Below are 25,935 nucleotides of genomic sequence, written 5' to 3'. Positions count from 1 at the left end.
ACCATTCTACCATATTATTAAAAATAAATTAGAGAATTTTATCTAATCCGATTTCTAATCCATCAATTTCATCGACTTTCCGAATTGAACGAGCAACTCCTGTCATGAAAGACGAACGATTATTTGTTGATTGTTTAATTGTTAATGTTTCTCCAGCAGAACCAAAGACAACTGTCTCCTCGGCTAAGATGCCTGGCAAACGCATGGCATGCACCGGCACCCCCTGGCTTTGGTCACCACGGGCCGAAGCGTCCGAATGTGGAATTGCAGGTTCTTCTTGACGGGCAGCGACGATCAAATCAGCGGTGGCCTTTGCCGTCCCAGAGGGCGCATCGACCTTATCCTCATGGTGGGCCTCAATGATTTCGGCTGCGGGCAAGTACTTAGCCGCTTGACCGGCAAACTGCATCAACAAAACCGCCGTAATTGAAAAGTTAGGGACAACCAATGCTGATTGATCGTTTTCCAAAGCCAAAGCTCGCAACTTTTCAAAGTCGTCTGCCTGTAAGCCAGACGTCCCCATTACCAAGTCAAAACCATGAGTCAAGGCGTATTGGCCATTTTCAAAGGCAACGGCTGGATTGGTCACATCAACCCAAACATCAGCACTGACGTCAATGGCTGATAGGTCAGTAAAGGTTGGCGCAGTACTTTCTTGGCCATCTGACTGTTGGTCGAGCGCTCTTTTAGTCGTTAAGCGTCCTGCCAATGAAAAATCAGCTTGGCTTTCGATCAATTCTTCAATCGACTGCCCCATTTTCCCCTGGGCGCCTGCGAGAAAGACGGTTTTCATGCAACAACTCCTTGCCGGCCTAATACGGCCTCTACTTCTGCTGTTTGCTGCTCAGTCAAAGGCAGCAATGGTAAACGTAACTGATTTTCAATCAAGCCCTGCTTAGCTAAGATGGCCTTTACGGGACTTGGTGATGGATGAGAGAACAAAACGTTCATCCGCGGCGTCAAAAAGCGTTGGTACTGACCTGCCAAGGCCACATCACCGGCGTCAAGAGCGGCAAAGAGCGCTTGCATCTCACGGCTATAGAGGTGTGAGGCAACTGAAATCGTACCGGCACAACCAACGGCCTTTGCCGCCAATGTTTGGCTATCCTCACCTGTATAAACGGCAAAGCCTTCTGGCGCTTGATCAACCAAAACGGCCAAATCATCAATCGAAGTCACCTGCTTAACCGCATTAATATTTGGGTGGTGAGATAAGAACAAAACAGAATCATTGGTCAACGAAACACTTGACCGACCAGGAATGTTATACAACATCAATGGCACTTGACTGGCATTAGCGATTGCTGTGAAGTGGGCAATCATACCATCCTGATCTGGCTTATTGTAGTAAGGCGTGACAGCCAAAATACCAGTCACACCCTCGATTTGACTGGCAGTCTCAGCCAAAGCCACGGATTCTGCCGTGTTATTTGTGCCAACATTGGCAATAATGGGTCCCCGGCCGTTCACGTATTGGGCAAAGTGGCGGTACAAGGAAAGACGTTCTTCCTCCGTCAACGTAGGTGACTCACCGGTTGTACCACCGATGACAAAGCCCTCCGTTCCTTCATTTAGTAACTTATCCGTTAAACGGTCTAAGGCCTCATAGTCAATTTCATCCTGACTGGTAAATGGGGTAATTAATGCGGTAATCAAATTTGCTGTCATCATCAAAAGCCATCCTCTCTCATCTCTAGCTATAGCGATTTCTTGTATCTTTCAAATAATTATTAACTGGCAAGCTGAAAAATCAGTTTCCCTGGGTGCTGCTTATTGGGCCATTCGTTGTTTAAAGTAAGCGACCATCGCCTGAACACCGGCGTTTAAAGCTCGCTCATCGGGGTTCAACCGGGCATCATGAAGGCTATGTTTGGGGTCACCAACCCCAAGCCAAAACATCGTGCCTGGGAACTTATTGAGTAGGAAGCCGAAGTCTTCGCCAGTCATTGCCGGCTGTGCTTCTACAAAGTCAACTTCCGGATCTTCTTCCATAAAAGCCATAAAGGCTGCCGTAGTTTTTGGATCATTTTCAACCGGATAGTAACCACCCTGAATGAGCTCCAAGTTCATTTGAACATCAAAGGCGACGGCAATCCCATCCGCAATGGCGCGGACCCGTTTTTGCATCATCTCCAAGTCCGTTTGGGTAAAGGCCCGAATTGTCCCGGCCAACTTGGCTTCACCGGCAATCACGTTACCGATTGTGCCAGCATGAAAGGAACCAATCGTCACGACCCCACCATGAATGGGGTCAACATTGCGGGAAACCACGGTTTGCACCTGGCTGACAAAGGCAGAAGCGGCAACCAAAGCATCCTTAGCCTGGTGGGGATAAGCCGCGTGACCACCCTGGCCAACAACCTGAAGATGAATCTCCGTTGTCCCGGCAAAGAGTGTGCCCATTTTGGTTGCAATCTGACCGGCCGGCAAGGCTGGCTGGTCATGCAAGGCGTAAAGTTCATCCGGTTTAAAATCACCCGTGAGTGCGCCGGCCTCATACAAACGTTTACCCCCAGCCTCGGATTCTTCTGCCGGTTGAAAGATAAAAATCAGATTATCTTTAGGCTGATTTTTCGCAAAGTGAGCCAAAATACCCAGGGCAACCGTCATATGAACATCGTGGCCACAGGCATGCATCACACCTGGATGTTTGGAAGCAAAGGGCAGGCCTGTTTCCTCCTCAATTGGTAAGGCGTCAATGTCAGCCCGATAGCCAATTGTTTTCTCCGGGTTCGTCCCGGCCAAGCGGACCAGTAAGGCCGTTTCAACTTCCGGCACCTCTTTGATGGTTAAGAAATCGCTCGCAAAGGCGGCAATTGTATTTTTCAAATATTGTTTTGTTTGCACTTCATGCAAAGCCAACTCTGGAATGGCGTGTAAATCACGCCGAACCTGCGCTAAATTAATGGTTGGATCGGACATCAAAGCCTCCCTTTCATGGACCATGAAAACTTCTCTCTAATCAGCTAGGTCGCGCGGCCATCTTCCAGTCGTTTGCTAGCAAACTCTCTTGTTTACAAATCGCGTAAGGCAGCAACCAAGGCCGTCTTTTGCTCCGTTTGAGCATCGATTTGCTTAATGACCTTAGCCGGTACCCCAGCCACAACCGTTCTTTCAGGAACGTCTTCTGTCACAATGGCACCTGCGGCAACAACCGCTCCAGCACCAACTTGAACCCCTTCGATGACAACGGCGTTGGCACCAACCAAGGCACCATCGCCAACACGGACAGGTTCTGCTGAGGCAGGTTCAATCACACCCGCCAAAACAGCACCAGCACCAATGTGGCAGTTCTTACCAACTTCAGCTCGGCCGCCCAAGACAGCGCCCATATCAATCATCGAGCCGGCACCAATTTTGGCACCAATGTTAATCACGGCCCCCATCATAACCACGACCTGGTCATCGATTTGAACTCGGTCACGAATCAAAGCCCCTGGTTCAATCCGGGCATTCAAGTGCTGGGTGTTCAACAATGGCACCCCGGAGTTACGGGCAATTAATTCAACGTGGTAGTCGGTAATGGCTGCCTGGTTGTCATCCAAAATTGGTTGGATAACTTGCATATCACCAAATACGGTCCCAGTTTTTTCTTCAATAAAAGCTTGCACATCATTTGGCCAAGTAATTTGAGCCAAATCACCAGCTAAGGTCACCTTTGCCGGTGTCTTCTTTTTAGAAGTTGCCAAGTAATTAATGATCGCCGCTGTATCCATTTCAGTCATGTTTTTAGTTTTCCTTTTCGCGTTGTTTTCTTCTTATTTAAGTTCGATTGCTTCTTTCAGTTCAACAAGACAGGCTAATGAAATCAAGCCAGTCTCGCCAAAGCTGATTTTACCACTTACCAGGTAATTGGTAAGCACGGTCGTGGCTGGTCAAATCAGCCAAGCTTTCACCTTCGACCACCAGTTGTGAGAGGCCGTTTTCAACGAAGACCACGGCTGGCACGGGGTTGCGGTTGTAGCGGGAGGCCATTGAGTACCCGTAAGCACCGGTATTCAAAACGGCGACCAAGTCGCCTGGCTCTGTTGCTGGCAATTCCTGGTCTTGAATCAAAACATCCCCTGATTCACAATACTTACCGACTAGGCGAACATGCTCTGCCGGCGCCCCGTGAACGTTGTTGGCCAAGACCGCTTGGTAATCGGCCTGGTAAAGGGCTGGACGAATGTTATCACCCATTCCCCCATCAACGGCCAAGTAAGTCCGCACACCAGGGATATCCTTGCGAGAACCAACGGTGTACAAGCTGTAACCAGCTGGTCCTGCGATTGAACGACCTGGCTCAATCCAGATATCTGGTTGAGCCATGCCCTTTTTAGCCGTTTGTTCCTGGACGCTCTTCAGTAAGGCCAAAACGAGGTTTTCTGGTAGGCGTGGCTTATCAGCATCCGTGTAGGCAATTCCAAAGCCACCGCCAAGGTCCAAGACTTCTGGCTGGTAATCCCAAGAAGCACACAAATCAACTAATTTCTGGCCGGCCAATTCAAAGCCATCTTCCTCAAAAATCTGAGAACCGATGTGAGCTGACAAACCAAGCAGGTGCAAGCTTTCATCGCCTTCAGCGATTTCATAAGCTCGCTTAGCTTGACCAGATTCCAAATCGAAACCAAACTTAGAATCGACTTGACCGGTCTGAATGTAATCATGGGTGTGGGCTGATACTCCTGGAACCACACGCAAGATGACGTTTTGCTGGCCCTCTCGATCCGCCATGACCTGGTGCAAGAGGTCGAGCTCCAAGAAATTATCAACAATAATCGTGCCAACCCCGGATTCAACGGCAAAGGTCAAATCAGCCAGTGACTTGTTGTTTCCGTTATAAGAAACATTGGCCATCGGGAAGTCCGCAGCCACCGCCGTGTAGATTTCACCGGCGGAAACAAGGTCCAAGTGCAAGCCTTCTTCAGCAACTACCTGGTACATTGCCTGGCAAGCAAATGCTTTTGAAGCGTAGGCAACGGCCCCTTTTTGACCGGCTTGTTCAAAGGCCTTCTTGAAGGCGCGCATCTGCTTGCGCATGGTCAAAACGTCATAAACGTACAATGGCGTTTGATATTCCTTGGCCAAATCAGTGGCTAACACGCCACCAATCATGAGCTGGTCCTGGTCGTTTACTTGCAAGTGGTTTGACATAAGAATCTTTCCTTCTTCTCTCTTTTTCAATCAAAATATGATTAAGTGGGGCTTAATCAACCAAGTACCGTGCTAAGCGATCTTGGAATCGAATCGTGATTTCCCATGGATCAATTTCGCAATAGTGGGAAAAATCAATCAGCGTGTTTTCCTGGCCCTGATTTTTACCGATGAAAGTCACCTTGGTTCCAACCGGAACAGGTTCTTCCAAAGCAATCATTAGTTGGTCCATGGCTAACTTACCAACAATTGGGGCTTTCTGGCCGTTAACCAAAACCTCATACCCAACCGTTTCTCTTGGTAGGCCATCCCCGTAGCCGATTGGCAAAGTCGCAATCCATTGGGGCTTGGTGGTTTGGTAAGTGGCACCATAGGAAACAGAGGCACCAGTTGGCAATTGCTTGATCATAACCACCTCGGATTCCAGCGTCAACACCGGTTCCAGATAGTCGTCAGACTTTAATACCCCTTCGGATGGCTCGATACCATAGACCGAAGTCCCTGCTCGAATGACATCCATTGGCATCTGGTCAACACGGTACAGAGCTGCGGCCGAGTTAGCCAAGTGAACCATCGGTGGCATTGGTAACCCATCGGTAAGTTCATGCCAAGTTGCCAGCTGACCTTCAAAGTATGTCGTGTCAACATCATCGGCCGTGGCGAAGTGAGTCATAATACCTTGGTAAAGTAAGAAATCAGCATCTTGAACATCGTCAATCGCCGCACTCAACTCTTCTCGGTTACGAAAGCCGATTCGGCCCATGCCCGTGTCGACCGCCAAGTTAACCTGGAGCTTAGGACCGCCAAGACGCAAATTGGCTTCAGCCTGTTTCAAGGTTTCACGATCAGCAACCGTGGCAATGATTTGGTAATCAGCCATTAGCTGAGCAAACTCAGGGGACGTAAGGCCCAAAACCAAGATTGGCTGGCAAAAACCGGCCTTGCGTAAGGCAATCGCCTCATCCATCACGGCAACGGCTAAGCCATCGGCACCACCTTCAACAGCAGCCTGACTCATTTCCAACAAACCAAAGCCGTAGGCATTGGCCTTCACCGTCATGAAAATAAAGTTGGCGTGGCTACTCTCACGCATAACTTGCAAATTTTTGGCCACCGCTGCCTTTGAAATCAATAAACGACTTGGACGGTGATTAGCGACAACCATGTGAGCCTCCTTAGGCAATAAAAAAATCCAAACAACGGGGGTTTATCCCTGTCGTTTGGATTATTGTCTAAAAATAGTCACAAAAAAACAGTTGAATAGCTCCCCGCTGCATTTGCAGCGACAGTCCAATAGCTCTTAACTATTGGCCCAGCAAAATGGCTCTGACCCCATCAGCTTCGGCAACCGCCCCTTTCGCGAACAATGTTCGGTACTCTTGTTGGTTGCGACCTCTATTACTTATTAAGTTGCCATTAATATACATGAGATTTTTTCTCATGTCAACACTCCTGACAAAATAAATTATCTTTTTAACAAAAAAGACAGCCTCAATTGGCTGTCTTTTCTTAATTTTATGAAAGCTTTTTTTGGTAAAAGTTCGCTTTTACCCGTTTGTACCGACTATTTACGGTTGCCAATCGATTCGAAAGCGCCTTGACCTGTCCCTGGTTAAAGGAAGCAAGTAAAACGGACTTTTCTTGTTTTTGAAGGGCAATTAATAGCGGTGTGAGCGTCGTCACATCAACCCAGCGATGGGCCTGTGAGATGACGGCCACAGCCGGCACCTGCAGACTTTGTTGCCAAATCGCCGACAAATATTCTGGTAGGACAATCAAAATTGACTGGTCCTCTTGGCTGCTCTGGCGGGCAGCCTTGATTAGGGGCGCTGAAATATCCTGCGCATAGACAACATAGTCATCACCATAGCGGTCCGATAACTTGTAGTACCAATGCTTCAAAGCGGCATGGTCCTCCACAATCAGAACAAAGTGTTGCACCTTGGCTAAAATCAGCTGTTCAATCTGCTGGTCTTCGTTGCGACTCGTGGTCAACACCGTCGTCAACTGGTTATCCGTTGTTCCCTCGAATTCGCTTTTTTCAGGCAACAGAGCCCCCGGCGTCTGAGCCAAGAAGGTTGCTAAATCATCTGGTAAATAGGACGAAACGACAAGAACTTTATCCACCTGCTTTAAGAAATACTTTTGGTAAAGCAAGTCGGCCTTGACCTCAAAAATCAGGTTTTGAACGGCCGGTTCCTTTTGAATGTGCCACGAGATGTTGGCCAAGTATTCTTGGTGTGCTGATAGCCACGAAAGCTTGGCTAATTTAGCCGTTAAATCCGCTTGCGTCAATTTATGGTTAAAATCAGCCTTGGCTGCCAAATCAACCAAGTCCAACAAGCGATTCAAGACCGCCTTACCTGTCTTCACCAGACCGATATCTTCAGCCTGACCATCAATCTTATTGCTGGCCTCTTCCCAGTTGTGGAGCGCCACCTTCCACTGTCCCTGTGTCTTCTTCGGCAAGCTAGCTGCCAAATCAGCCAAACGGGCTACTTGATCTTGGTAAAAGCTCAAAGGCAACGTCAGACCAAAGCCCTCTTGAATGGCAGTCAACAGCGCAATCGGCTTTTCCAAAATGGCCACGGGCCGATCCTGATACTTGCTTGCCTTTTCCAAATTCTCTGAAATGGCAAAGAAGGCCGCAAAGGTCAAAAGAACCACATCCGCCTGGGCCGCCTTGTCAAAGGCTTTGACAAAGGCTGGCCCCGTTTCATCAGAACGGACAGCTGCCAGGCCAGGCTGATTTTGCACGCCCTTTGGCAAGTCAACAAGCGCTAAATCTGGACTTTCTGCTAGCCAAACGAGGACGCGCGCCTGCCAGAAGACGCCACCCTGACTTTTCGCTGCAGTCAGCACTTTTTGGAACTTCTTTTCATCCAGGTAATCTCGCGGTGCGTAGAGTTTTGCCACCGACAAGTTGGCCCCAGGCAGTCGCTCCTGCAATTCCGCTAGGATGGCCCCCTGGTGGTTCAAGAGCGTAATGTCATGGGCCAGCAGGTATGCCGCCTGTTGGCGGTTTTGGTAAAAAAGTGGCAATAGATACGACAACGTTTTCCGAACTTCCGGTGGTGTTGTTAACTGCCAAACCGCTCGTTTCCGCTGCTGCAAAAAACGCTGCACCTGGTCCATCACCTGGCCTTGGTCTTCTTCAACCGAAAAACCGGGACCCAGGGCGGTATCTTTATCAGCTAACGTCTTCGGATAAGGCACGTCGTCGCCTTTTTTGTTCCGGTTTGAATCTTTGCTTCGGTTGGACTGACGACTTAACGTCTCTTCACGTTCGGCCAAAAATGCCGGAGCCGGGGACCGGTCTTTCATCGCCATCGCCAAGAAATCCTGGCTTTGACGCAACAGCCCCCAATCCACGCTCAAGAGTTCCTTCTTCGTCTTTTCGGGTAAGCCCTGGGCCTTGTGCCAAAGCGACAACATCAGGTAGGCAGTAGCCTCCGCATCAGCGTTGGCTCGGTGGGCCTGAACCAGGGGTAAGTCGAGGTACTTTGTCAAATCAGACAAGCGGTAACCCGGCGCCGTTGGATAAAGAATTTGCGCCAGCTGAACGGTATCGATTGCCAACAGGTCCAACTCCGGCAAACCAACCCGGGCAAACTCAGCATTCAAATAAGGGTAATCAAAGTTCACGTTATGGGCAACAAAAACTTGGTCCTTTAACAACCCTCGCAACGAAGGGGCCAGTTCTTCAAAAAACGGCGCATCCCGCACATCTTTTTGGCTAATATGGGTTAATTGTTGAATTTTTTTATCGATTGTTTGACCAGGATTCACGAATGAATCGAAGTGCTCCACAATCTTTTTATTTTTTACAAAGGTCATCCCGATTTGAATAATCCGCCCTCCCTTTTCAACGGAGGGGTTAGTGGTTTCCAAATCGACAATCACAAAGGCGGCTGATTTTTTCATCAGGACTCCTTTCTCATCTCAAGACCAAGACGTATTTAGGCCAAAAATGGTCTTTTTTAGACCTAAATTTCATTTTGCTCTCGTAGTTATTTTACACTACTTAGCCCAGTGCGGTACAATATTAGCAGTAATTGGAGTCTTTTATATGGAAAAAAATCATGCCGGCTTTGGCCATTCGCACGCCAAAGCCATTCTCATCGGTGACCACGCCGTTGTTTATCAACAGCCGGCCGTGGCCATCCCCCTTTTGAATCTCAAAGTCACGGCAAGCGTTCAAGCAATTGCTAGTGGCCAAACGATTATTTTAGGTGACCAGGCCTTTGACCTGGCTAACCTCGGCGCTGATTTGGAAGGCTTACGCCAGTTAATTATCGCCCTACTAGAAAACCTAGTCGAACCTAACCAGTCCTTCTTATTAGAGGTGCAATCGCTCATCCCCCAAGAACGAGGCTTTGGTGCTTCAGCGGCCCTAGCAACTGCTATCACCCGGGCCTTCTTTGATTGGACCGGACAAGACTTAGGTCAGGACCAACTGAATTTTTATACAAATTTAGCCGAAAGCATCTCCCATGGTTCCCCTTCTGGCATCGATGCCGCCACGGTTTCGGCCGTCGAACCCGTCTGGTTCCACCAACAACGAATCGATACCTTTCAAACCAATTTGGAAGCGACCCTCGTCCTGGCGGATACCGGTGTTCGCGGTCAAACCGTTCGAGCCGTTAATATCGTCAAGGATCAGCTCAAGAAAAATTATGAACCAACTTGGGGAGCCATTAATCACCTCGGCCAGCTAGCCTTTTTAGTCAAGGAAGCCCTAGCCAATAATGATCCCAAAACACTGGGTCAACTCTTTACCGACGCCCACAAGGACCTGCAAATCCTTCAAGTTTCACACCCCAAGCTAGACACCCTCGTCAATGCTGCTTTAGCAGCAGGTGCACTGGGCGCCAAACTAACGGGATCTGGCATTGGCGGTGCGATGTTTGCTCTGGCACAAAATAACAACCAGGCGCAAAAGATTGCGACCGCTCTCAAGCAAGCGGGTGCCAAGGAAACTTGGATTCAACCGCTCTCAGCAGCAAATTAAAAATCAGCTTGGGGTCTTGCCTTGCTGCCAGGCTTTGTCTTCTCAAAACAAGCCAACACGGTGGACCGAATCCGAACTGCTAATAAATCACCAAAAAATTTAAAATACTTTCACCGAGGAAAGCACTGTGACTGATAAAACAACAACTGCCAAAGCGCACACTAATATTGCCCTTATCAAATACTGGGGCAAAAAAGATAAAACACTCAACCTCCCAACCACTTCGTCATTGTCTTTGACACTAAACGAATTTTATACCGAGACGATGGTAACGGCCGGTAAGGAAGATACCTTGTTGATTAACAACATGATGCAGGATCCCACCCGGGTTCACAACTTCCTCGACTTTTTGCGTGAGGAAATTGAAGACTTTGGTCCACTAACGATTGTTTCCAAGAATACCGTTCCAACCGCTGCGGGTCTCGCTTCTTCGGCCTCATCCTTTGCAGCTTTGACAGCCGCCGTGGCTCGTCATCAAAACTGGGATTTGTCCTTAACCGACCTTTCTCGCCTAGCGCGTCGGGGTTCTGGATCAGCAACCCGGTCATTTTTCCCTGGTTTTGCCGTCTGGCACGAAGGAACCGATGATCAATCCTCTTTTGCCGAAGCATTGCCGGCAACTGATTTGCCAATTGCCCTTGTAGTTTGCGAAATCGCTGGAACTGCCAAAAAAGTTTCATCTTCTGACGGCATGCTGCGAGCAATGACCTCACCCAAGTACTCAGAATGGGTTGAACAGTCACATGATCAATTTACGGCCATGCAGGAAGCCATTGCCGACCAAGACTTGCAAAAAATTGGCGAACTAGCCGAAGAAAACGCCTTAGCCATGCACGAATTAAATATTACGGCTACTGATCGGCGCTTCACCTACTTTAACCAAATGACTCTCGATATTTTGGCCTTTGTCAAGAAACTCCGTACTGAAGGCTTCCTGGCCTACGCCACGATTGATGCTGGTCCAAACGTTAAGATTATTACCAGCCAAGATCAGGCAGAAACAATCAAAAACAAACTTCAAGAAAAGTTCCGTAAGTTGCGCCTCCAAATCGCAACACCAGGACCTGGCATTAGCTTTGAAGACTAAAGGACGTTCGCTATGAAAACAACCACCGTCAAAATCCCCGGCAAACTCTTTTTAGCCGGCGAATACGCTGTCACCAAACCCGGGCAACCGGCTCTTTTGGCTGCTGTTGACCGTGGTTTAACCATTCGTGTCGAAGAAACCGACCGCCTCATGCCGGGCTCTTTGGTTGTTAAATCAGACGCCATGCCAGAACCACTTGTTTTGACCTGGTCGGCCTTAGCCGACCTGACCCAAGAAACAAGTGACTCCTTCTTGGGGTCTTGGTCCTTTGTCAAGGCTGCTTTGGTCCTCTTTTACCAAGAACACCTAAACCTTCAGCTTACACAACAACCCGGCTTATCATTAACGATTTCCTCGCAAATGGCCGTTGACCACAATAAGCTTGGTTTGGGTTCATCAGCGGCCGTTTCGGTCGCCATTATCAAGGGCTTGGTTGCTTACTTTAATCTAGAAGACCGTCTGCCAGCTATTTTCCGCCAAGCGGCTTTCGCCCACTACTTTATTCAAGGTTCGGGTTCCCTTGGTGATTTAGCCTCGGCTACTTTTACCGGTGTGATCTTCTATCAAGCACCCAACTGGCTGAACCAAGTAGATTCAAAGACCCTCACCCTCGCTGATTTTTCAAAGCTCGACTGGTCGAATCTTGCTATTAAACCCCTTCCTTGGCCAAAAAATTGGCAAATCGGAATTGTCGCCACCTTCCAACCCGCCTCAACCAAAAAGGCGCTTGCCAAGGGCTTCTGGCAGACTGATTTTGCCCGCCAATCAAAAGAAGCTGTGACGAAAGCGGCCCTCGCGATTGAGAACCATGACTACCATGGCTTGATGCAAGGACTCAAGAACAATCAGGACCTTTTGAGAAAGGCCCTGCCAACTGGCTACTTGACCCCCGCCCTCAGTCAATTTTTGACGCTCTTAGGGCAAAGAGGCCTCGCCGGTAAGGTTTCTGGTGCCGGCTATGGCGACAACGGCTTTGTTGTTTTTGAGAACCAAACCCAAGGGCATGGCTTTCATCAAGCTAGCCAAGGAACCGCCCTCCACCTTCTCTTACCAGCACTCTGGCAAGATTCCGTGTTACTGTGAAAGAATTTTAAGATGGCCACTACTCATTCAAACCGTAAAAACGAACACCTTTCGCTTGCAACCAAATTTTGGCGCGACCAGGAAAACCCAGTAATTGGGCCAGGATTTGATGCTGTCCGTTGGGTCCCGGGACCACTGAAAGACATGGCAGTTACTGACGTTCAACCGACCACCCACATCCTTGGTGCGGACTTTGCCTGGCCCTTTTACATTGAGGCCATGACTGGTGGCTCCGTTGCTAGTACCAAGGTTAATGCTGATTTGGCCACCGTGGCTCAAAAAATGGGCTTAGCGATGGCGGTTGGCTCGCAGTCCGTTGCCTTAAAGGATAGTAGTCAGGTCGAATCTTACCGTGTTGTTCGGCAAAATCACCCTGAAGGCTTTTTAATCGCCAATCTTGGCGCCGACCACCCCATCCAAAATGTCCAGGCAGCCATCGATATGATTGACGCCAATGCCATCGAACTCCATGTCAATTTAGGCCAGGAACTAGCCATGGCGGAAGGCGATCGACGCTTTTACTGGCTTGATAACCTAGCTACCGTCATTGCTAAATCACCCGTACCGGTCATCATCAAGGAAGTTGGTTTTGGCATGGGCCCCGATTTGCTGAAGCAGCTCTCTGCCCTCAAACCAGCGGCCATCAACGTTGGTGGTGGTAATGGAACCAGTTTTGCTCAAATTGAGCAACGCCGTGACCGTCAAAATGAGAACCCCTTGGACTTGAGCCCCTTTGGGCTCAGCACGGTTGAGTCGCTCTTGGCAGGGCAAAAGGCGGCTATTGATTCACCGTTAATTGCGACGGGCGGAATTCAATCCATCAACGATGTTGTGACTGCCCTGATTTTAGGAGCGAAAACAACCTCATCCGCTGGTCACTTTCTGCAAATCTTAATGACAAAGAACCCCTCAGCCCTACAACAAGAAATCGAGAACTGGCAACAGGCTCTGCCTGAATTAATGACCCTTTTGGGCGCCAAGACCATTGCCGACCTTAGCCAAGTCCCAAGGCTGTATCGCGCAGACCTCCAAAATTCTTCTGACCAGCTTTAACAATGCCAGTCTTTCTTATTCTCAATCAACAAACAAAAGAAGTTAGCCGAAAAATATTTTTCGACTAACTTCTTTTTAATTTCAACAACCATTATGAAAAGTCTGCATGATTAATCTTAGCTGCCAAATCAGCTAAGCTGATTTTTTCTATTTTAGGTTGGCCGATAGCCGTTAAATAAACGACATTCAAATAACCATGACGGTTTTTCTTGTCGTTTTTAATTTTGTCCATTAAACCATCATCAGTTAATAAGGATGATGTCACCGGTAAACTGACCACTGCTAAACGGTCTCGCAATTTCTCTAAGACCTCATGAGTTTCATCCTGATCAGCAAAAATCGTACTAATCGCAATCAGTCCTAAGCTAACCGCCTCCCCATGGCGGAGATCACCATTTGCCAGCGATTCAACCCCATGACCAATCGTGTGGCCAAAATTCAGCAATTGCCGTTGGCCACCTTCGCGCTCGTCCTGGCTAGTCACTTGTACTTTGAAGTCAAGTGCAAAGTGAATCAACTTAGCGGCTTCTTGTAAAATGGTTGCCGGAGAATTGATTTGTAAAATCAGGGACCAAAAGTCGCCCCCAACTAAGGCCCCAGCCTTAACCACCTCACCATAGCCCTCGACCAAGTCCCGCTGTGGCAACGTTTTTAACGTTTGGGGGTCAATCAAAACTAAGTCTGGCTGGTAAAAGGTTCCCAATAAATTTTTCACCTGGGCCACGTCGACTGCAGTCTTGCCACCTACCGAACTATCTACCTGGGCGAGCAAGGAGGTGGGCACCTGAATAAAATCAATGCCACGCATATAAACCGAGGCCAACAAACCGGTCAGGTCGCCAACCACCCCACCACCGAGAGCTAACAGACTATCGGTCCGATTAAAGGAAGCTTCTGCCAACTGCTGTGCCAAGTCTTCTAGCTGGGCCAACGACTTCGAATGTTCCCCGTGAGGAATCACGGCGGTGATCACCGTAAAGCCGGCTGCCGTCAATTCATTGGCAACCTGGTCGAGGTACAAAGGGCCCACATTATCATCCGTGATAATGGCGACCTTGCGCGGTGACCAAACCTGTCGAACGCGCCCACCAAGTGTCTTTAGCAAGCCATCTTCAATCACGACATCGTAAGACTGATTTGGCATTTTAACCGGAATTGTACTCATGGCTTTACCCCCGAATAATGCTGTGAATGGCGCGGGCCTGATTTGCCAGGTCTTCTAATTGCTTTGGCAACAATGCCTGAGGGCCGTCGGAAAAAGCTTGGTCTGGATGGTCGTGAATTTCAATAATCAAGCCAGCCGCTCCGGCTGCAACCCCGGCCAAGGCTTCAGGACCAACTAAGCTCTCGTAACCAGCCGCATGGCTTGGATCAACCATGACTGGGTATGGCGATAACGACCGCAAAACCGGAACTGCGCCAACATCGAGCGTGTTACGAGTGTATTTATTATCAAAAGTTCGGATGCCACGCTCAACTAAAATAATTTGCTGGTTGCCACCGGCCGCAATATATTCTGCAGCGTTTAGAATATCATCAATCGTGGCGGACATACCGCGCTTCAACATCACGGGAATCCGTGTCTGCCCCACCGCCTTTAGCAGTGAAAAGTTCTGCATATTACGTGCTCCAATTTGGAAAATATCGGTATACTGGCCCACTAAGTCAACATGGCTTTCGTCCATCACTTCGGTAACCACATCCAGATCAAAGGCATCCGCCGCTTCGCGAAGGTATTTCAATCCCTCTTCACCAAGTCCTTGGAAAGAGTATGGTGATGTTCGTGGCTTAAAAGCGCCACCACGTAGAACAGTCGCACCGGCCTTCTTAGCCGCCTCTGCCATTAAAAAGACGTGCTCCCTTGATTCAACTGAACAAGGTCCGGCCATTAATGTTAGGCTCTGGTGGTCAATTTGACTATGGGCGGTCTTGACGACGATGTCCTCGGGATGCAACGCCCGACTACTTTGGACGGCCTTTGGATGGTCGAGAATAATGTCTGTGGCTGCTGCCTGTTCAGCTTCTGTTAAATCAGCTGTTGTTAAGCCTGTCAAAGCAATTCGTTTGCCATGGACAAAGACATCCGTCTTTTCAGCAAAACGCTCCTTTAAAGCTTGAATCTTGGGGTCGGTACTTGATGCAAATTCGATAATCATCCTATTCTCCTTTAACCATTACAAAAAGCCAACAAAAAACTCTCGTGCTGGTCCCTTACCACCACGAGAGTTTGTACCGAATCCTAGTCTCGGTCCGCCATGGTAAGTAACCGTGTGCGTGACCGAGGAACATGTTGAAGCTATTGGCCACACAAAATGGAGTATCTGCTCCATTCTGTGCGAATCAAGCAGAAGCTTTACCAATAGCTATAAAATCGAACCGTCGTTCGTACTTTCAACATGTTTTTGTCCTCCGTAAATTAATTTATGCCTTTATTAAAGCACGATATCAAAGAAAAATCAAATTAATCACTCATCTTTTTATCATTTTATACACATAAACCAGTAAATGTTCTTTTTCTGAGCATTAGCGCCCGGTTGCTCACCGTGAACACGATATGATTGACGGTCACTTTATTCATGAGTTGAACCCATATATCGCATCACTTATTCAATTCGATCAAAAAAGCTCCACCATTCACGGCGGAGCTACTCGATTATTGTTTTTGTGTCACTAAGTCCAGCAAGCGCAAAACATCCGCTTGGTTCACCAGGCGGTGTTCGGCCACATTATAAAACATTGGTTGATAACGCGCGATTTGCTGTAAATCGTGTTGGTTGGTCGTGCTGTGTTGCACATCACAGGCGTCCTCAATCCCGGCCAGCGCTGGGAAATCAGCTGCGCTCATAATCGATCCCATCACGGTATCGGCTGATTCGTATTGCAAGGCCTCCAGATACTTTAAAACTTCCATTGAACCTCCCTTCAGCCGTTATGCTTATTGAACGGGCTTATTCAGATATTCTTCGACATCGTCCCAATGAGAAACTTCGTCCTTCACCCCAGTTGCTTCGCTGCCCTTATGCCAAGCAAAGCTTGGGTACCAGATACTGTGCTTTTCTTGGTTAAGTGCCTTAATTTCAGCTACTTCATCAGGTGACAAAACAAAGTCATCAATTTGACTGTTGGCAATAATGCGCTCTTCGTGGGCTGACTTTGGAATCGTGATAGCCCCCATTTGGTAATCGAAACGCAAAATCACCTGAGCAACTGATTTGTCATGGGCTTGCGCAATCTTTTCAACGGCTGGGTTTGAAAGCGCTTCGCCACCGCCCAATGGTCCCCAGGCTTCCATTGCCATCCCAATCCCGTTCATATAGGTGAAAAGTGATTCTTCTTGGACCAATGGGTTAAATTCCATTTGGTTAACCTGTGGCATCATGGTACCAGCTTCCAGCAATTCCTGGATCTTTTCTTCGTTAAAGTTTGAAATCCCAATGGCACGGACTTTGCCTTCACGGTAAAGCTTTTCAACAGCGTGCCAAGTATCAACATACTTGCCATCAACTGGCCAGTGAATCAACAATAAGTCCAAGTAAGTCAAACGCAATTGCTTCAATTGCTCTTCAAAGGCTTTCAAAGTAGTTTCATAACCTTGGTCACCGTTAAAGACCTTGGTCGTAATAAACAAGTCCTTCCGGTTCAAGCGGTTGTCCTTCAAGGCTTGTTGAATCCCATAACCAACACCGGGCTGGTTTCCATACTGCTTAGCTGTATCGATCAACCGGTAACCATTTTTAATGGCTACCTGGACGGAATCGGCGGCCTCCTTGTTGGAAGACTTCCAAACACCGAGACCGAAAACCGGCATCTCAACGCCGTTGGCGAGCTTCGTTGTTTCTTGCAAAATTGACTTTTCCATTGAACAAATCCCCTCTTTGTTTACTTTTGTGACTACTTCTAGTGTAAATCAAAAGCCCCTCCAGTTTCAAACCGAAGTCAGCAATCATTACCTCATTATGCTCATATAGAATATTTTCAACCAAATTCAGCTGTTATAATCAATGAAAAAGAAGCGGTTACTTCAACACCGCTTCCCTAACAAACCCGTAAAACGGTCGCTATCAATATTTGATTCATTTTATTTTTAATTTCCCCATGCTATAATAAGAATATAAAAAGAAACGGTTGCTTCAACAACCGTTTCCCTAGCAAACCCGTAAAACGGTAGCTACCTAATTTATTATTTGAAAAATAACTGTCAGGCTAGCCTAAGCGAAGACAGTTATTTTTTATTGCCAATTTTTTCGATTAGCTCAATCACAATACTAATCAACTTTAGAATGAACATTCCAAAGGCCAATAGTATCATGATGATGTCCGTAACGGGCATCTGGCTTCTCCTTTCCAAGAATGTGCGTCTACAGTTATTCCACCATAAGCACCACCCCCTTTATCAGAGTAGCCACCATCTTCACTAGTTTGCTATACAAAAATTATATCATAAACCCTTATTTAATAGTATTTATAGATTTTTTATTAAAAAATGTTCATTATTTTAATGGCCAAGTGTCCAACCACCATCGAAGGTCACAACCGTTCCGTTCACGTAACTCGCTTGTGGACTGGTTAAGTATAAGGTCAAATCAGCAACTTCTTGTGGTTCCGCCCAACGTTGTGCTGGCGTCTGTTTGGCAACTTCTTGTGCCATCTTGCCCTCGCCCGCAAAATCAGCTGCATTCATCGGCGTTTTAATCGCGCCTGGGGCAATCGCGTTTGCCCTGATGCCATCTTTGGCGTAATCAAAGGCCACCTGCTTCGTTAGACCGATCAGAGCGTGTTTAGACATGGTGTAAGCCGCACCGCCGCCTCCAGCCTGCAGACCGGCGATGGATGCCATGTAAACCAAGGTACCATGTCCCTGACGAATCATCTTTGGTAAGACGGCTTGTGTCAGGGCAATGGCCGGCTGCAGGTTGATTGAAAGAACGCGATCAATGGTGGCTTGGTCCTGATTTAGCAGTGGTTGAAAGCCATCCAAAATCCCAGCAGTGTTCAAGAAGATATCAAAGCCCTCTGCCTCTGACGCAAACTGTTCTACCAATGCATCAAGTTCCTCTTTTTGGCCCAAATCAGCCTGAATTTTAGTTAAGCGGACGTCCTCGTAGTCAATTTCTTGCACATCGACCGCCACGACTTCGGCACCGGCAGCTAAATAGGTCTTCATTTGGCAAAAACCGATGCCAGAAGCGGCACCGGTTAATAATACTTTTTGATTGTGATAATTTTGTTCAATCATTATTTCTTTAAATTAACGATCTTTGACAAGGCGTAGATGACAATTCCACCAACGACCAAGGAAACCAATTCGCCCGGAACTAATGAAACATAGTAAGAAAGCCAGTTAGCCAGTAATGAGGCTGATGAGTGGTCAGGAGCGAAAGCCCCATGGGCGTGAATGGCAAAGGCAAAAGTAAATTCTGCCGCCAAAATCGCCATTCCAATCGTCAAAACAACCACCGTTGAGATGATAATCTTGATCAATGGCTTTTCGACCTTACGAGTCAGCAGGTAAGTCAAACCAGTCATAATCACTGTTCCCAATGTTCCAAAGACCCAATCAATCCAGCCCAAGGGTGAAACCATGTTGGCAATCAAAACCCCTAAACCAAGGGCAACAATATAGCGCTTATTCCAAGCAGCTAAATGGTTCAACCCTTCGGATAAACGTAATTGGACAGGACCAAAGCCGATGGGTGCCACCAGCATCGTGATTGCCGCATAAAGGGCAGCCACAACGGCTGTTAACGTGAGGCCCAACGCCTTGGAAGTTGTTTTTTGGTTAAAATCGTTCATATTGTACTCCTAGTTTTGTTCAAGCGGGATGGTTGATGAACCGCTACTTGTTTAATTGGTGCCAACTTACCAGCCGGTTAGCTGGTGCTTGACATGAAAAAGATTCGGTAAAATACCGAATCTAATAAAAAGTATTCTAACTGATTTATGATACTAAAAACTTAGTTTTCGTCCATGAAATCCTTTAAGTGCTTTGAGCGTGATGGGTGGCGCAACTTGCGCAACGCCTTGGCCTCAATCTGGCGAATCCGTTCGCGGGTAACCCCGAAGACGCGGCCAACTTCTTCCAAAGTCCGTGTCCGACCGTCTTCCAAACCGAAACGCAAACGCAAAACGTTTTCTTCACGGTCAGTCAGCGTATCCAAGACAGACTCCAATTGGTCACGAAGCATCTCATAAGCAGCAGAATCCGCTGGTGAAACGGCTTCGTTATCTTCGATGAAGTCACCCAAGTGCGAGTCATCCTCTTCACCAATTGGTGTTTCCAATGAAACGGGTTCTTGAGCAATCTTCAAGATTTCACGAATCTTGTCAGCCGTCAAGTCCATTTCAGCTCCAATTTCTTCAGGAAGTGGTTCACGACCCAAATCTTGCAGCAATTGACGCTGAATTCGGATTAACTTGTTAATAGTTTCAACCATGTGAACTGGCACTCGGATTGTCCGGGCCTGGTCAGCAATGGCACGTGTAATGGCCTGACGAATCCACCAGGTTGCATAAGTCGAGAACTTAAATCCTTTTTTGTAATCGAACTTATCAACGGCCTTCATCAAGCCCATGTTACCTTCTTGAATCAAATCCAAGAATTGCATACCACGGCCAACGTAACGCTTAGCGATTGAGACAACCAAACGCAAGTTCGCTTCCGCTAATTCCTGCTTCGCTTCTTCATCCCCAGCTTCAATTCGCTTTGATATCTCGATTTCTTCGTCACCTTGCAACAGGTTGACACGACCGATTTCCTTCAAATACATCCGGACGGGGTCATTAATCTTAATACCAGAAGTATCCTCAGCGTTATCCAATTCATCCTTCGATGGCTTGTTTTGCTTTGCTTGAAGAACCTCCGGTGCAGGCTCACCCTTTTCGTCAACAATGGCGATACCGGCATCTTCAACCTTTTCCATCAAACGTTCAATGTTTTCAGTATCCAGATGGAAAGGTTCCGCAATCTTTTCAGACAATTCACGGTATTGAATTTGCTTAGCCGGCTTGTATTCCTTCAACAATTCACGAACAGCCTTATCATAGGCAGCCGACTTAATTGGGCCAGACTTCTTGGCTGGCTTTTTAACAGGTTGCTTGGCAATTTCAGCCGCCTCTTCAGGCGTCTTACCTTCAGCTAAGGCCAACAGTTCCGCTTTACGAGCCCGACCATGGTAAGCAATATGCTGCTCATCAAGGTAAGCTTTAATTTCGGAAATTTTACTTGAACTTGAAATTTTTGCCATTATATCTCCTATTGCTGGGAATACTTTCTTCTTAAGTTAATTAACTCTGTCCCTAGTTGTATTAGGGCCATCTCATCGTGCTGATTTTTAGCCAAGGCAATCTTCTTATTCAAAGCCTCAACTTGGCTTTCATAAGGAGCCTCTTTCATAATCACGCGAAGGTAGTCATTAACCGCATCCCGTTGAACTTCTAGTGTACCAAATTCTCGGTCGATTGCCATCATTTTTTGGTTTAAATCAGGCTTTTGAACAAAGTCCAAAAAGCCGGCCAAATCAAAACTTTGCTGTCCCTGTTTGGTATATGCTTCATAAAGCATCATTAACAGTTGGTATTCTGGATGGACGAAGGCAAAGTCAGGCAATCCCTTGACCACATTCATGGCCGCCGGCGACTTAATCATTGCCATTAAGAGCCCCTGCTCGGCCCGCTCAGTCCGTGTTAAACCGGCATTTAAATGTCCGGCTAAATCATCGGCAGAAGCCGTTGGACTGGTAGGTTCACCAAGAGCAGCTAATGATTCAAAGCCATCCGAATAATCCGGTTGCCATGAGTCATCCGACCAACTATTCTGGTCGGTCTGGGACTTGCGCCACTGCTTCTTTGCTGGCGATTTTTGAACCGCCTGTGCCGGTCGATGAGCAAGAAATTCCTGGAACTCTCGCTGAAGAGCCGTAAAATCAGAGCCATACTCTTCACTAAACTGCCGTAAAAAATAATCCTGCTCAACCGGACTTGCCGCAGCCAAAATCGGCCATGCTTCCTTTAAAAAGTCGAGGTACTGGACCTGATTTTCAAGATTTTTACCGTTTTTAGCCGCTTGAATCAAAAATTCAGTCGGTGTCAAAACACCGTGGTCAAGGTCTTGCTTTAAAACCTCTAACCCCTGTTCACGCCGAACCTCATCGGGATCACGGCCATCCGGTAAGGAAACAACCCCAATTTCAATTTGGGGGGCAACCTGACGAATTAACGGTATCGAACGCTTAGCTGCTTTTTGCCCAGCCGCATCGCCATCATAGACCAAGAGGATTTTATCCGTGATTTTACTTAAATCAGTCACATGATGTTCAGTCAATGCCGTCCCCATTGTGGCAACGGCACCGGTCGCTCCTGCCAGAGCGGCCGAAATCACATCCATAAAACCTTCAAAGATCATGGCCGGTTGACCAGCCCGAATAGCCGGTTTTGCTTGATCAAAGTTATACAGCAAGTTTCCTTTATTAAAGAAGGGCGACTCTGGTGAGTTCATATACTTAGCTGGATTATTTGGATCGAGTGATCGACCGGAAAAGCCCCGAACCTGACCCCTGACATCCTTAATTGGCCAAACGATCCGGTTGTTAAAGCGGTCACGACTGATTTCACCATCCTGGTCAATAAACAGTTGACTCTCTAGGAGGAGCTTATCGGCCAAATTATGTTCCTTGGCATAGGCCAGCAACACATTGTTCGATGGGACAAAACCCAAACCATAACGTTTGATGGTCTCGTCATCGAGTTTACGATCATCATGCAGGTAGGCCAAAGCCTGTTCACCCGCCGTTGTATTTAACAAAATATGCGTATACAACCGTTCAGCATTTTGATATAAATCAAAAATTGCGGCGAACTGTTCCTGGCGAGCGGAAGGCTGTCCCTGATACTTATCTAAACCAGATAAATTAAGATCCTTAGCCAAGGATAAGACAGCCTCTGGGTAGGTATAACCCTCTTTTTCCATTAAAAATGAAAAAACAGTTCCTGAACGCCCACAGGAGAAACAATGGAAAACCTGCTTTTTATCATCAACAAAGAGTGAAGGACGACGGTCCTCATGGAACGGACAAGACCCGTTCCATTCACGACCGCGTTTCACTAACTGGGTATAATTTTGAATCACATCGACGATGTTGGTTTGCGACCGAACTTCATCGATTACACTTTGTGGAATCCGTTCTGCCATAAGCCTCCTTCAAACTGGTAACTACGCCAGTCCGTACTTCTACCCAATACAATGTTGTCTACTATTATAAAAAGATTTCAAGTATTTGTCAAAGTTTTTTGTTCAAAAAAAGACCGGTCTAGCCACCGGTCTTCCTATCTATGACACGCGATTTACTTTATAAATCAGTGTTTACGTCCAAAAATTTTCAGAGCTGCGAAACCACTACCAATCAATGCTAGCAGATTTAAGAATACTGATTGAGAGCCTTGCTTCTTACCAGTTGCAGGCAAAACTGACTGAAACTTTGTCATTCTGCTTTCAGTGATGGACGAACTTGCCGTTGTACTTGACGACGTTACCGAACTTGAACTTGGTGTCGTGCTTGACGGCGTTACCGAACTTGAACTTGGTGTCGTGCTTGACGGCGTTACCGAACTTGAACTTGGTGTCGTGCTTGACGGCGTTACCGAACTTGAACTTGGTGTCGTACTTGACGGCGTTACCGAACTCGAACTTGGCGTCGTGCTTGACGGCGTTACCGAACTTGAACTTGGTGTCGTACTTGACGGCGTTACCGAACTTGAACTTGGTGTCGTACTTGACGGCGTGACCGAATTCGAACTTGGTGTCGTGCTTGACGACGTTGCTGAACTCGAACTTGGTGTCGTGCTTGACGGCGTTACCGAACTCGAACTTGGTGTCGTGCTTGACGGCGTTGCTGAACTCGAACTTGGTGTCGTTGCTGTTCCTGACGTCGGCGTTGTACTTGGCATAGGAATTTCCGATCCAGTAAGGACAGGAATATTCAACACCAAATCTTGATTTCCGACCTGGAAAGTTAAATCAGCCTTGTCGGCAGCTTGATATCCCTTTGGCAACTGTGAGGAAACATCCATATCAGTTCCTTCATCAACAGTCTTTTGATAACTAGCAATTGTTTGGTTATGATCAACGAAGTTGACGGTTACCGGTACTTCTTTAATCAAATAAAGAATAACGGGTTTATTGATATCCAAATTCTTCGCCAAAATAAATTGAGCAACCTTTGTATGTTGAACCGGTTGGTCAGTATAATACAAGTTTGTATTGACTAAACGGTAACTATCTGGAATAGTAACTGTTACTTGAGAGCCCGGTAATCCCTGAATAATATGGTTGCCGCCAATTTGTTGACCCGTTACTTGATCAACCAATCGATATGCCTGACCAGCTTGCCAATCACCTGGATTAGCCATCCCCGTATTAATGGCACTACCCACGAAAATCGTCAAATGACCATTACTATCATAGCGGTTCCAAATAGTATTTGGTACCGTTGTATTCAAATCATTTTCGCTGTTCATGATGAACTTAGGGCCAGTAGTTAATTCTGTCAGATGAGAAGTAAATTGGTTAGCACTTAATGGCGAAGTAGCACTATCGACCAAACTAGCATTCATGGTGAACATATTTTCTTGGGCGCTATCGGCAGTATTATCTAAATTGCGAATATTAAGGCTCTTCAAGCTGACCGTATTAACAAACATGCCACCAGTCCCGTCATTCAAGTCCTTTTTTGCACCGGGAGCTAACTGCACCTTGGCATTCCAGGAACTCAAATCAAGGCTCTGAAGCGACATATCATTATAGAAAAGATTATGCATGTTCGTCACTTTGCTAACATTGAGACCATTAATCCCCGTAATCGACTGTAACCGATATAAGTTAGCAAACATCGCCCACATATCCGTCACATTACTGGTATCGAAATGTGAAACATCAAGTGTGGTTAACGACTTGTCCGCATTAAACATATCGTACATCTGCGTTGCATTATGTGTATCCAAATTACTCAAATCAAGGGTTGTTAATAAAGGATTACCTGCAAAGAAATTACTAAAATCAGTTACCTGCGAGGTATCAACTAAATTCACCCCTTCAATGCTTTTCAAATATGGAAAGTCAGCAAAAGTTGACGTTCCCGGACCAGCTACCTTGACTGGTTTCGTAAAAACGATCTTAAGAATTTGTTCCTGATTTAACTGACCGATACTAGTCAAACTTGAGGAAGGAATAACGCCTTCTGAGCCATCATCAGCAGAACCGACCGTCAAAGTAAGTGTTTGGGCATCATAATGAGCCTTTGCAGTTCCCCAATGAACATCCGCGTTTCGTGCCAATCCCTTTACTGGATGATTGCCCGTTAGCCATTGCCAACTGTTCCAACTCAGTGTCCCTTGATTAGCCAATGGCGTTGACAAAAAGACGTCACCCGCATTTGTCACTGCACTCAAATCACGCGTTTCTAGACCAGTGACATTGGTCAAAACTTTATCATTTGAAAACATTCCTTCTATATCTTGAGTGTGACTCATGTCCCAAGTACTCAAATCAATTGAAGGCAAAGCAAAATCCAAAGCAAACATGTTCGACATGTTGGTTGTTTGACTGGTGTCCAAGTGTCCACCGGGCATAATAGTAAAACTGGTCAAAGCTGTCAGCATATTAAACAGTCCCGTTGCATCACCAACAATTTGGACATTCCCCGTCACTTGAATCTGCTTAACAGATTGGAGAGCATTTGGCACAACCTTCTCCAAAATTTGATTCTGAGCGCTCACCGTTCCAGAACCTAAGGTAACCACACCACTCGTTTGATTAAAGGCCCAGGGAACAGTTCCCCAGGTACCACTGGCAGTAGTTCCAGCTGGTGTCGCATCTCCGAGGGCACTCCCTTGCTGGCTATTCTGTGACGATGTCGTTGACGCACTTGATTGTTGACTTTGCTGTGCAGTTTGTGACGTCGCTGTTGGCGAGCTAACAACCTGATTTTTTTGATTGGTCACAGCCGAAGCTGCAGTACTTTTGCTATCAGTAGTCGACTCAGGTGATACCAGCTCCGTCGCTGTCCCAGAATCAGACTGGTCATTAATCGATTGGACTGCTGTCGTTGACTTCGCTGAATCTGCTGTGCCCGTTGATGTATTAATTGACGGTGTAGTGGCGTTCGTTTTTGATTGTTCAATCGTATCGGACATCTTTCCTTGTTGAGTACTGTCATTGGCACTATCAGCACTAGCATGGTCTGTTAAAACTACCGGTGCCATAAACGTTATCGTACCGAAAACCGCCGTTTCAATAAGTAACGACCGCCAACTGTTTTTACTGATTTTCTTCATTTATTTTCACCCCTCAAATCCAGCTCAAAGCTGGTTCAATCTTTCACTCTTCATTTTATGACTCCTTTGTAATAAATTCAATTAATTTGTAATAGAAATGTCGAAAATAAATTCAAATGATTACTTTAACAGAAAGAGCCCTTTTCTAAAAAATAAATATTTAAACCTGAAAACGCCTTCAATACGATGATTGATTAAATAAGCATAGCTGTAATGACCATGACCACAAAAATGTTGA

21 protein-coding genes and 1 riboswitch are annotated in these 25,935 nt (G+C 46.8%); of the genes, 4 read left to right on the top strand and 17 right to left on the bottom strand.

Annotated features, from left to right (window positions below):
• Window positions 1-28: 28 nt before the first annotated feature.
• From dapB to AABI08_RS01175, 7 genes are all read right to left on the bottom strand, one after another.
• Window positions 29-793 carry a 4-hydroxy-tetrahydrodipicolinate reductase gene (gene dapB, locus AABI08_RS01205; RefSeq protein WP_338343084.1) on the bottom strand — a complete coding sequence of 255 codons (765 nt, stop codon included), beginning with the start codon at window positions 791-793 and terminating at the stop codon, window positions 29-31.
• Window positions 790-1,671 carry a 4-hydroxy-tetrahydrodipicolinate synthase gene (gene dapA, locus AABI08_RS01200; protein WP_338343085.1) on the bottom strand — a complete coding sequence of 294 codons (882 nt, stop codon included), beginning with the start codon at window positions 1,669-1,671 and terminating at the stop codon, window positions 790-792. Before dapA ends, dapB begins: the two co-directional genes overlap by 4 nt.
• Window positions 1,672-1,770: 99 nt before the next feature.
• A complete protein-coding gene (locus tag AABI08_RS01195) occupies window positions 1,771-2,922 on the bottom strand; it encodes an N-acetyldiaminopimelate deacetylase (RefSeq protein ID WP_338343086.1) in 1,152 nt (383 codons plus the stop codon).
• A 92-nt stretch (window positions 2,923-3,014) separates the two neighbouring features.
• Window positions 3,015-3,725 (bottom strand): 2,3,4,5-tetrahydropyridine-2,6-dicarboxylate N-acetyltransferase, encoded by a 711-nt coding sequence (dapD, locus tag AABI08_RS01190; protein WP_047974960.1) that lies wholly within the window; start codon window positions 3,723-3,725, stop codon window positions 3,015-3,017.
• Window positions 3,726-3,834: 109 nt separating this feature from the next.
• A complete protein-coding gene (lysA, locus tag AABI08_RS01185) occupies window positions 3,835-5,136 on the bottom strand; it encodes a diaminopimelate decarboxylase (protein WP_338343087.1) in 1,302 nt (433 codons plus the stop codon).
• A gap of 52 nt (window positions 5,137-5,188) precedes the next feature.
• Window positions 5,189-6,301, bottom strand: coding sequence for an alanine racemase (alr, locus tag AABI08_RS01180; protein ID WP_338343089.1), 1,113 nt, complete (start codon window positions 6,299-6,301; stop codon window positions 5,189-5,191).
• A gap of 88 nt (window positions 6,302-6,389) precedes the next feature.
• Window positions 6,390-6,542, bottom strand: a riboswitch (Lysine riboswitch).
• 109 nt (window positions 6,543-6,651) lie between these two features.
• Window positions 6,652-9,060: an exonuclease domain-containing protein gene (locus tag AABI08_RS01175; RefSeq protein ID WP_338343091.1), complete on the bottom strand. Its 2,409-nt coding sequence runs from the start codon at window positions 9,058-9,060 to the stop codon at window positions 6,652-6,654.
• A 145-nt stretch (window positions 9,061-9,205) separates the two neighbouring features.
• On the opposite strand from AABI08_RS01175, the gene mvk reads away from it, so the two are divergent.
• The 4 genes from mvk to fni all read left to right on the top strand — a co-directional run bounded on the left by mvk (window position 9,206) and on the right by fni (window position 13,370).
• Window positions 9,206-10,147, top strand: a complete 942-nt coding sequence (gene mvk / locus AABI08_RS01170) for a mevalonate kinase (protein WP_338343092.1) — start codon at window positions 9,206-9,208, stop codon at window positions 10,145-10,147.
• 127 nt (window positions 10,148-10,274) lie between these two features.
• A complete protein-coding gene (mvaD, locus tag AABI08_RS01165) occupies window positions 10,275-11,234 on the top strand; it encodes a diphosphomevalonate decarboxylase (RefSeq protein WP_338344087.1) in 960 nt (319 codons plus the stop codon).
• A 12-nt stretch (window positions 11,235-11,246) separates the two neighbouring features.
• Window positions 11,247-12,317: a phosphomevalonate kinase gene (locus tag AABI08_RS01160; protein ID WP_338343095.1), complete on the top strand. Its 1,071-nt coding sequence runs from the start codon at window positions 11,247-11,249 to the stop codon at window positions 12,315-12,317.
• Window positions 12,318-12,329: 12 nt separating this feature from the next.
• On the top strand, window positions 12,330-13,370 hold the full coding sequence (gene fni / locus AABI08_RS01155; RefSeq protein ID WP_338343097.1) for a type 2 isopentenyl-diphosphate Delta-isomerase: 1,041 nt from the start codon (window positions 12,330-12,332) through the stop codon (window positions 13,368-13,370).
• Between the two features lie 91 nt (window positions 13,371-13,461).
• Here the strand turns inward: fni and aroB are convergent, their stop codons facing one another.
• The 10 genes from aroB to AABI08_RS01105 all read right to left on the bottom strand — a co-directional run bounded on the left by aroB (window position 13,462) and on the right by AABI08_RS01105 (window position 25,697).
• Entirely contained in the window at window positions 13,462-14,535 is a 1,074-nt protein-coding gene (gene aroB / locus AABI08_RS01150; protein WP_338343099.1) for a 3-dehydroquinate synthase, read from the bottom strand.
• Window positions 14,536-14,539: 4 nt separating this feature from the next.
• Window positions 14,540-15,526, bottom strand: coding sequence for a 3-deoxy-7-phosphoheptulonate synthase (gene aroF / locus AABI08_RS01145; RefSeq protein WP_338343101.1), 987 nt, complete (start codon window positions 15,524-15,526; stop codon window positions 14,540-14,542).
• A gap of 497 nt (window positions 15,527-16,023) precedes the next feature.
• Complete coding sequence (locus tag AABI08_RS01140) at window positions 16,024-16,281, bottom strand: hypothetical protein (RefSeq protein ID WP_338343102.1); 258 nt, start codon at window positions 16,279-16,281, stop codon at window positions 16,024-16,026.
• 24 nt (window positions 16,282-16,305) lie between these two features.
• Window positions 16,306-17,229 (bottom strand): aldo/keto reductase, encoded by a 924-nt coding sequence (locus AABI08_RS01135; protein WP_338343103.1) that lies wholly within the window; start codon window positions 17,227-17,229, stop codon window positions 16,306-16,308.
• 363 nt (window positions 17,230-17,592) lie between these two features.
• A complete protein-coding gene (locus AABI08_RS08410) occupies window positions 17,593-17,700 on the bottom strand; it encodes a putative holin-like toxin (RefSeq protein ID WP_338343104.1) in 108 nt (35 codons plus the stop codon).
• A 165-nt stretch (window positions 17,701-17,865) separates the two neighbouring features.
• Entirely contained in the window at window positions 17,866-18,606 is a 741-nt protein-coding gene (locus AABI08_RS01125; protein WP_338343105.1) for a 3-oxoacyl-ACP reductase, read from the bottom strand.
• Window positions 18,606-19,163: a QueT transporter family protein gene (locus AABI08_RS01120; protein ID WP_338343106.1), complete on the bottom strand. Its 558-nt coding sequence runs from the start codon at window positions 19,161-19,163 to the stop codon at window positions 18,606-18,608. The genes AABI08_RS01125 and AABI08_RS01120 overlap by 1 nt, the downstream gene beginning before the upstream one ends.
• A 161-nt stretch (window positions 19,164-19,324) precedes the next feature.
• The gene (gene rpoD / locus AABI08_RS01115) at window positions 19,325-20,614 is read right to left on the bottom strand and encodes an RNA polymerase sigma factor RpoD (protein ID WP_338343108.1); all 1,290 of its coding nucleotides are present in this window, start codon (window positions 20,612-20,614) and stop codon (window positions 19,325-19,327) included.
• 8 nt (window positions 20,615-20,622) lie between these two features.
• On the bottom strand, window positions 20,623-22,557 hold the full coding sequence (dnaG, locus tag AABI08_RS01110) for a DNA primase (protein ID WP_338343109.1): 1,935 nt from the start codon (window positions 22,555-22,557) through the stop codon (window positions 20,623-20,625).
• 164 nt (window positions 22,558-22,721) lie between these two features.
• A complete protein-coding gene (locus AABI08_RS01105; protein WP_338344083.1) occupies window positions 22,722-25,697 on the bottom strand; it encodes a BspA family leucine-rich repeat surface protein in 2,976 nt (991 codons plus the stop codon).
• Window positions 25,698-25,935 lie beyond the last annotated feature (238 nt).

Source organism: Fructobacillus evanidus (assembly GCF_963580165.1).
Classification (GTDB): Bacteria; Bacillota; Bacilli; order Lactobacillales; family Lactobacillaceae; genus Fructobacillus; species Fructobacillus evanidus.
Note: the sequence above shows the minus strand (reverse complement) of the source record. Positions and strands in the feature narration are given on the sequence as shown.

Excerpts from the sequence above, each read along its gene's own strand:
- fni (WP_338343097.1), top strand. The coding sequence starts at position 12,330 with ATGGCCACTACTCATTCAAACCGTAAAAACGAACACCTTTCGCTTGCA.
- dapD (WP_047974960.1), bottom strand. The coding sequence starts at position 3,725 with ATGACTGAAATGGATACAGCGGCGATCATTAATTACTTGGCAACTTCT.
- AABI08_RS01160 (WP_338343095.1), top strand. The coding sequence starts at position 11,247 with ATGAAAACAACCACCGTCAAAATCCCCGGCAAACTCTTTTTAGCCGGC.
- AABI08_RS08410 (WP_338343104.1), bottom strand. The coding sequence starts at position 17,700 with ATGCCCGTTACGGACATCATCATGATACTATTGGCCTTTGGAATGTTC.
- alr (WP_338343089.1), bottom strand. The coding sequence starts at position 6,301 with ATGGTTGTCGCTAATCACCGTCCAAGTCGTTTATTGATTTCAAAGGCA.
- AABI08_RS01125 (WP_338343105.1), bottom strand. The coding sequence starts at position 18,606 with ATGATTGAACAAAATTATCACAATCAAAAAGTATTATTAACCGGTGCC.
- dnaG (WP_338343109.1), bottom strand. The coding sequence starts at position 22,557 with ATGGCAGAACGGATTCCACAAAGTGTAATCGATGAAGTTCGGTCGCAA.
- AABI08_RS01195 (WP_338343086.1), bottom strand. The coding sequence starts at position 2,922 with ATGTCCGATCCAACCATTAATTTAGCGCAGGTTCGGCGTGATTTACAC.
- dapB (WP_338343084.1), bottom strand. The coding sequence starts at position 793 with ATGAAAACCGTCTTTCTCGCAGGCGCCCAGGGGAAAATGGGGCAGTCG.
- AABI08_RS01140 (WP_338343102.1), bottom strand. The coding sequence starts at position 16,281 with ATGGAAGTTTTAAAGTATCTGGAGGCCTTGCAATACGAATCAGCCGAT.
- AABI08_RS01175 (WP_338343091.1), bottom strand. The coding sequence starts at position 9,060 with ATGAAAAAATCAGCCGCCTTTGTGATTGTCGATTTGGAAACCACTAAC.
- AABI08_RS01120 (WP_338343106.1), bottom strand. The coding sequence starts at position 19,163 with ATGAACGATTTTAACCAAAAAACAACTTCCAAGGCGTTGGGCCTCACG.
- dapA (WP_338343085.1), bottom strand. The coding sequence starts at position 1,671 with ATGATGACAGCAAATTTGATTACCGCATTAATTACCCCATTTACCAGT.
- aroB (WP_338343099.1), bottom strand. The coding sequence starts at position 14,535 with ATGAGTACAATTCCGGTTAAAATGCCAAATCAGTCTTACGATGTCGTG.
- aroF (WP_338343101.1), bottom strand. The coding sequence starts at position 15,526 with ATGATTATCGAATTTGCATCAAGTACCGACCCCAAGATTCAAGCTTTA.
- lysA (WP_338343087.1), bottom strand. The coding sequence starts at position 5,136 with ATGTCAAACCACTTGCAAGTAAACGACCAGGACCAGCTCATGATTGGT.
- rpoD (WP_338343108.1), bottom strand. The coding sequence starts at position 20,614 with ATGGCAAAAATTTCAAGTTCAAGTAAAATTTCCGAAATTAAAGCTTAC.
- AABI08_RS01105 (WP_338344083.1), bottom strand. The coding sequence starts at position 25,697 with ATGAAGAAAATCAGTAAAAACAGTTGGCGGTCGTTACTTATTGAAACG.
- mvk (WP_338343092.1), top strand. The coding sequence starts at position 9,206 with ATGGAAAAAAATCATGCCGGCTTTGGCCATTCGCACGCCAAAGCCATT.
- AABI08_RS01135 (WP_338343103.1), bottom strand. The coding sequence starts at position 17,229 with ATGGAAAAGTCAATTTTGCAAGAAACAACGAAGCTCGCCAACGGCGTT.